This is a genomic window from Gammaproteobacteria bacterium (assembly GCA_033720895.1).
In the GTDB taxonomy this organism is placed as follows: Bacteria; Pseudomonadota; Gammaproteobacteria; order Natronospirales; family JAJUFS01; genus JAWWBS01.
The window spans coordinates 1-6,245 of sequence record JAWWBS010000087.1; the positions used below are offsets into that span (position 1 = coordinate 1).

The following is a 6,245-nucleotide window of genomic DNA, read 5'->3' on the forward strand; positions in this document are numbered from 1 at the left end:
AATCGCTTCCACGCGAAATACGACCTGCTGCTGACGCCGTCGCTGCCGATCCCGGCCTTCACGGCGGGCCAGGAAGTGCCGGATGGCTGGCCGCATGAACGCTGGCCGACATGGACGCCGTTCACCTATCCCTTCAACATGACGGGACAGCCGGCCTGCAGCGTGCCCTGCGGCTTTACGCAGGACGGGCTGCCGATCGGCATCCAGCTGGTTGGTGCACGACATCGCGACGACCTGGTGTTGCGCGCCGCGAACACCTACCAGAAAGCGAACCCCCTCACCCACATCCGCCCCAAGCTGCTGGGCTGATCGAAATACGGAGTGACGCAATGATCGACTCTCCACTACTGAAGAACCTGACGGGTTACATCAATGGCGAATGGGTTGGCGCCGATTCCGGCGACACCCTGGACGTGCACAATCCGGCGAATGGCGAAAAGCTCGCCTCGGTCGCTTCCATGGGCAAGGCCGAGACACTGCGGGCGGTCGAAGCCGCGCATGCGACGCGTTTCGATGTCGCGAGTATCGAGCAACGCAAGGAATGGTTGCAAAAGACCGCGGATGCCCTGCGCGCAAACAAGGAAGAGATCGGTCGCATTCTCTGCCTGGAACACGGCAAGCCCTGGAAGGAAGCGCAAGGTGAAGTGGATTACGCCGCCGCGTTTTTCGATTTCGCGGCCGAGAATGTCGAGGCGCTGAAGCCGCACAAGGTTGGCAAGACGCTGCGCCCGGGTGACTGGACGGTGCATTACCGCCCCGCCGGTGTGGCTGCCCTGCTCACCCCCTGGAATTTCCCCATCGGCATGATCGCCAAGAAGCTTTGTGCGTCGATGGCCGCGGATTGCCCCAGCGTCATCAAGCCATCCTCCAAGACGCCGCTGACCATGATTGCGCTGTTCACGATCCTGGATCGCGACGTCAAGCTGCCCAAGGGCAAGGTGAATCTCGTCATGGGACCTGCCGGCGAGATCGGCGATGCGCTGTGCGAGGATCCGCGTGTGACGGTGCTGTCTTTCACGGGCTCGACTGGTGTGGGCAAGAAGTTGATCGAGAACACGGTCGACCAGGTCAAGCGCCTGACGCTGGAACTCGGTGGTAACGCGCCCTACATCGTGTTCAAGGATGCCGATCTCGATTCGGCGGCCGATAACCTGATCGCCAACAAGTTCCGTGGCGGTGGCCAGACCTGTGTCTGTGCCAATCGCATTCTCGTGCACAAGGATGTCGCGCAGGCCTTCGGCGAGAAGGTCATCGAGCGCGTGAAGGACATGAAGGTTGGCGATGGCATGGAGGAAGACACCGACATGGGGCCACTGATCGATCGCAACGGCTACGAGAAGGTACGCCGGCATGTGAAGGATGCGCTCGACAAGGGCGCCGAGCACATGTTCGGCGAGGACCCCGGCCCTATCGACAACGACTGGGGCGGCTTCCACGGCCCGGTCATCATTCGCAAGGTGACCCGCGAGATGGAATGCGCGCGCGACGAGACCTTCGGCCCGCTGGTGCCGATGCTGGAATTCGAAACGGAAGACGAAGCTGTCGAGATCGCCAACGATACCGAGTTCGGCCTCGCCTCCTATCTGTTCACGGCCGACGATGCACTCGCCGAGCGCGTGATCGCGAAGCTGCACTTCGGCCATGTCGGCTGGAATACCGGCACCGGCCCGACGCCGGAAGCGCCGTTCGGCGGCATGCTGCAATCCGGCTACGGTCGCGAAGGTGGCCTGGAAGGCCTGTTCGACTTTGTCGAAGCACAGGCGGTGCCGAAGGGCTGATGTTTTTCCCGGGCATGAAAAAGGCCGCCTGATGGCGGCCTTTTTCATGGATGCTTTGGTGAAACCCTGACGCGGATGTTGCCGTCGCCTTGCTGTTGCCTCGCCCAGCTGTCGTCCTTCAGGTCATGCCAGGTCAGTTTCTTGTGGTCATCGACCAGCGAGTCGATCTCACCAGCAACGGCTGGATGCCTGCGTTTAGCCCACTGGAACTCCAACCAGTAGCGTAATGACTGGATGGCACTGATCGGCGGACCGATCCGTTGCTTGCTCAGCAGCTGAAGCCGGTAAAGGGGGCGGAATACCGTCCACTGCTCTGCTGTAAAGCAGATCGAGGACGCATCGCTTCCGCTTGCGTAATCGCTGGCTGCGACCTCTTCGCTCATTGTTTCCTGTTCCTGGTCTACTTCGTCGCCTTGAGTGCGTCGGCAAACACATCGACCGCCTGGTCGACCTGATCCTGCGTGACAATGAGCGGCGGGATCCAGCGCACCACCTGGCCGCCGTAAGCACCGCAACGAATCAGCAAGAGATCACGTTCCTCGCAGGCTTTCAGCAGTGCCGCGGTTCGGTCGCCGTCCGGCTTGCCTTGACTGTCGACAATGTAGGTGCCCTGCATCAGGCCGATACCACGCACGTCGGCAATTTCCTTGTGATCGCGCTGCAGGTCTTCCAGGCGCGTACGGAGGTAAGTGCCCTGTTTTGCGGCATTCTCGACCAGGCCTTCTTCCTCGATCACGTCCAGCGTGGCGAGCGAGGCGGCGCATGCCACGGCATTGCCGCCGTAGGTGCCACCCTGCGAACCGGGCCAGCCTTTCTCCATGATCTTTGCCGGTGCGGCCATGGCAGAGAGCGGGAAGCCGCTGGCCATGCCTTTCGCCGTGATCAGGATGTCCGGCTCGGCGCCAAAGTGCTCGTGCGACCAGTACTTGCCGGTGCGACCGTTGCCGGCCTGCACTTCGTCGAACACCAGCAGGATGCCGTGCTTGTCGCAGCGTTCGCGCAGGCCCTGCATGAACTTGGTGTTTGCTGGCACGTAACCCGACTCGCCCTGCACAGGTTCGATCAGCATCGCCGCGGTTTCGCTCGGCACGCTGTAAGTGGCCAGGATGTGATCGAGCTCCTTGAGGCAGAAATCGGCGCAGGCCTCTTCATCCATGCCGTACCAGAAGGTGTCCGGGAACGGGGCAACGGCCACGCCGCCCATCATTGGTTGCAGGCCGGCGCGAATGCCGGCGCTGGAAGTGGTCAAGGACAGCGAGCCCATGGTGCGGCCATGGAAGCCGCCGCGGAACACGATCATGTTCGGTTTGCCAGTGGCATGGCGGCAGAGTCGCAGTGCCGTTTCGACCGCTTCGGTGCCGGCATTGGAAAAGAACACGCGATCGATATCGCCCGGCATCATCTCGGCGAGTCGATCGGCGAGCTTCATGATGGGTTCGTGCTTCACGATGGCGTACTGGCCATGCACCAGCTTGCCGACCTGATCCTTTGCGGCTTCGACCACTTTCGGATGGCAGTGGCCGGTGCTCAGTACGCCGATACCGGAGGTGAAATCCAGGTACTTGCGACCGTCCGTGTCGAACAGGTAGCAGCCCTCGCCGTGCGATGCGGTGATGGACGTCGATTGCTTCAGCAAGGGAGAAAGCCCGGATGCACCCTTCAACTTGGAAATGAAGTCGCCAATCATGTGTAACCCCCTTGATTACGTGTGCGTTCGAATCTTTCCCCTACCCTGCATGGGCAGAATGCCGCTTGCAAGGGAATGGGAGCGCTTATGACAGTCGTTGGCGGATGCTGGCGCCCACTTCGCTGCACTTCCGGCCCTTGACGCCGTGCTCGGCCATGTCGCTTTCGACTGCGGCACGCAAGGCGCGGCCGGCAGCCGCCGCCTTGTCATCTTCTTCGCCCATCCAGTCGAGCATCATCGCGGCAGTCAGCAGCATCGCTTGCGGTCCGGCAAGGTCCTGGCCGGCTATGTCCGGTGCGCTGCCATGGGTCGGCTCGAACATTGGTGGCTTGGAACGGTCGGAGGGATTGATGTTGGATGACGGTGCCACACCCATGCCGCCGGAAAGGACGGCCGCAAGGTCCGTGAGAATGTCGCCTTGCAGGTTGCTGGCTACCACGACATCGAACTGCCATGGGCACATCACGAACTTCATGCAGGCGGCATCGACCAGCTCGTGGTGCGTGGCGATATCCGGGTAATCCTGTGCGATTTCGGCAAACACCTCGGTATACAACTCGCCCCAGTGTGCCAGGGCATTGCGCTTGGTGATCAGGCAGACCTGGGCGTGTGCGGTACTGCCGTCCGGCGACTTGAATTCACGCTGCCTGCGCAGGCCTTGCGCACGCTCGGCGGCACGTTGCCTGGCGCGCTCGAAGCCATGGCGGATGATCCGTTCCGTGCCGCGGCGGGTGAAAATGCCGGTCTGGCTGGCAATCTCGTCCGGTCGGCCCTGCGCCACGCGGCCACCCTCGCCCACGTATTCCCCTTCGCTGTTCTCGCGCACGACCAGCATGTCGATGTCTTCCGCGCGGGGATCTGCCAGGTATTGCGGCGCGCCTTCAAGGCGCTGCGCCGGTCTTTCGCAGGCCCATTGGTCGAATCCCTTGCGGATGTGCAGCAGCGGCGACAGCGACAGGCCGTCGGTCAGGACATAGCGGTCGGGGTTGCTGGTCGGACCAGGGTCGCCCAGCGCGCCCAGCAGGATGGTATCGAACTTCCCGAGTTGCTCGCGCCAGTCTTTCGGCCAGAGCTCGCCATGCTGCTCGTGCCAGGCGGTGGAAGGCCAGTCGAAGGATTGATGCGACAGGTCGAGCTCATGCTGCCTGGCCAGTGCGTCCAGCGCCTGCATGGTTTCATGCATGACTTCCGGGCCGATACCGTCGCCCGGGAGTACCGCGATATTCCAGCGTGTTCGTTTCTGCATGTCCCTGCTCTATTGAAACGTACTCACCATGATGGACAGGCGGTTTTGAAAACGCAAAGACCGGCTGTACGCTTTTGCGGACATGCCGGTCTTTCGAGTGCGAAATGGTCTTTCGGGTTAGATGATCTTCAGTCGTGTTGCCAGCTTTGCGATGCCGATACCGACGATCACGGCAGCCACGAAGGCAAAGACTTCCATTTTGCCGGTGCCGAGGGCGGGCAGCGCGGCGCCCGGGCAGAAACCGGCTATACCCCAGCCGATACCGAAGATTGCCGAGCCGCCAATCAGCCGCTTGTCGATGTGCTTCGTGTCGGGCAACCGGAAGGAAAGATCGAAGACCGGACGATCACGTTTGAAAATCAGCGGATAGGCAATGACGGTCACCAGCAGGCCGCCGCCCATGACAAAGGCCAGCGACAGGTCCCAGGTGCCTGCAATGTCGAAGAAGTTCAGCACCTTGGCCGGGTTGATCATCCCGGAGATGGCGATGCCGATGCCGAACAGCAGGCCGGTCAGGAACAGCCAGAGGTAGCGCATCACCAGCCCCCCGTCACGTGGCGAATGAGGTAGACCGTCACTGCAGCTGTTGTCATGAAGGTCAGCACGGCAAGAATCGAGCGGCGCGAAAATCGCGCCATGCCGCAGACGCCATGGCCCGACGTGCAACCGGAGCCAACGCTGGCGCCGAATCCCACCAGCACCCCGCCGACAATGATCATCGGCAGGCTGACGGGAATGTCGATGACAGGCCAGCGGCCCGTGAACAGGAAAATCACGACGGGAGCGGCGATCATGCCGAGCACCAGGGTGGCACGCCAGGCGAACTCGCTGCGGTTGTCCGGGATTGCCAGTCCGGCAAGAATGCCGGTGGCACCCAGGATGCGTCCCAGGCCCAGCATCAGTACCGCTGCCGACAGCCCGATGAGAATGCCCCCGGCCAGTGAGGCCCAGGGGCTGAACTCAGTCGCGATCATGTCCATGGATCAGAGTGGATCCCCGTTTGCGTCGACCGCACGGACTGCCGTGTCATCCGGGAAGGGATCGGTGACTTCGACAAGCCAGGGCTCCATGCAGGCCCGATCCTTGACGCAAGGATCGGTCAGTGCCGTCAGGAACGCTGCCAAGTCGCTGACCTCGGTATCGGTCAGGTTGAGGTCCTCGAGCTTGCTGACGCCGAGCGCACGATTGGCTTCGAGCTGCTCGACCGCCTCGGTCGCAAAGTACTCGATGTTCGGGTACAGGTCGGTGCAACCGGCAATGTCGCTGAACTGCGGCAGTTCGCACCAGCGCGCATTCTGCACGTAATCCATCAGCGTGGCCTCAGGCTGGGCGTGATGCCGGATCATGTCTTCCAGCGTCGCGTAGGCACCGGTGTGACCATAAGGCGCGGTGACCTCGACATTCAGCAAGGTCGGGGTCCTGAACCTGTAACGGTCGGCCGGATCACGGGTGATTGGCGAACGGCCGAAATCGTCATTGGAGATGCCATGGCCCTTGCCATGGCCGATCTGCGGCACGGCCAGGACGTGGAAGT

Annotated in this window: 8 protein-coding genes; 2 read left to right on the top strand and 6 right to left on the bottom strand. The window is 62.1% G+C overall.

The features are described from left to right. The coding region (locus tag R3217_10010) for an amidase family protein (protein ID MDX1455779.1) at nt 1-309 on the top strand (309 nt) is incomplete at its 5' end. 20 nt (nt 310-329) lie between these two features. Then, nucleotides 330-1,778 (top strand): NAD-dependent succinate-semialdehyde dehydrogenase, encoded by a 1,449-nt coding sequence (locus tag R3217_10015; GenBank protein MDX1455780.1) that lies wholly within the window; start codon nt 330-332, stop codon nt 1,776-1,778. Between the two features lie 44 nt (nt 1,779-1,822). On the opposite strand, the gene R3217_10020 is transcribed toward R3217_10015, so the two are convergent. From R3217_10020 to R3217_10045, 6 genes are all read right to left on the bottom strand, one after another. Continuing rightward, nucleotides 1,823-2,161, bottom strand: a complete 339-nt coding sequence (locus R3217_10020) for a hypothetical protein (protein MDX1455781.1) — start codon at nt 2,159-2,161, stop codon at nt 1,823-1,825. 17 nt (nt 2,162-2,178) lie between these two features. Then, nucleotides 2,179-3,465 carry an aminotransferase class III-fold pyridoxal phosphate-dependent enzyme gene (locus R3217_10025; protein ID MDX1455782.1) on the bottom strand — a complete coding sequence of 429 codons (1,287 nt, stop codon included), beginning with the start codon at nt 3,463-3,465 and terminating at the stop codon, nt 2,179-2,181. Nucleotides 3,466-3,550: 85 nt separating this feature from the next. Beyond that, complete coding sequence (locus tag R3217_10030) at nt 3,551-4,711, bottom strand: isocitrate/isopropylmalate family dehydrogenase (GenBank protein MDX1455783.1); 1,161 nt, start codon at nt 4,709-4,711, stop codon at nt 3,551-3,553. A gap of 117 nt (nt 4,712-4,828) precedes the next feature. After that, nucleotides 4,829-5,248: a DUF6691 family protein gene (locus tag R3217_10035; protein ID MDX1455784.1), complete on the bottom strand. Its 420-nt coding sequence runs from the start codon at nt 5,246-5,248 to the stop codon at nt 4,829-4,831. After that, entirely contained in the window at nt 5,248-5,685 is a 438-nt protein-coding gene (locus R3217_10040) for a YeeE/YedE family protein (GenBank protein ID MDX1455785.1), read from the bottom strand. Before R3217_10040 ends, R3217_10035 begins: the two co-directional genes overlap by 1 nt. Nucleotides 5,686-5,694: 9 nt before the next feature. Beyond that, on the bottom strand, nt 5,695-6,245 hold a 551-nt coding region (locus R3217_10045; GenBank protein ID MDX1455786.1), incomplete at its 5' end, for a cytochrome C peroxidase.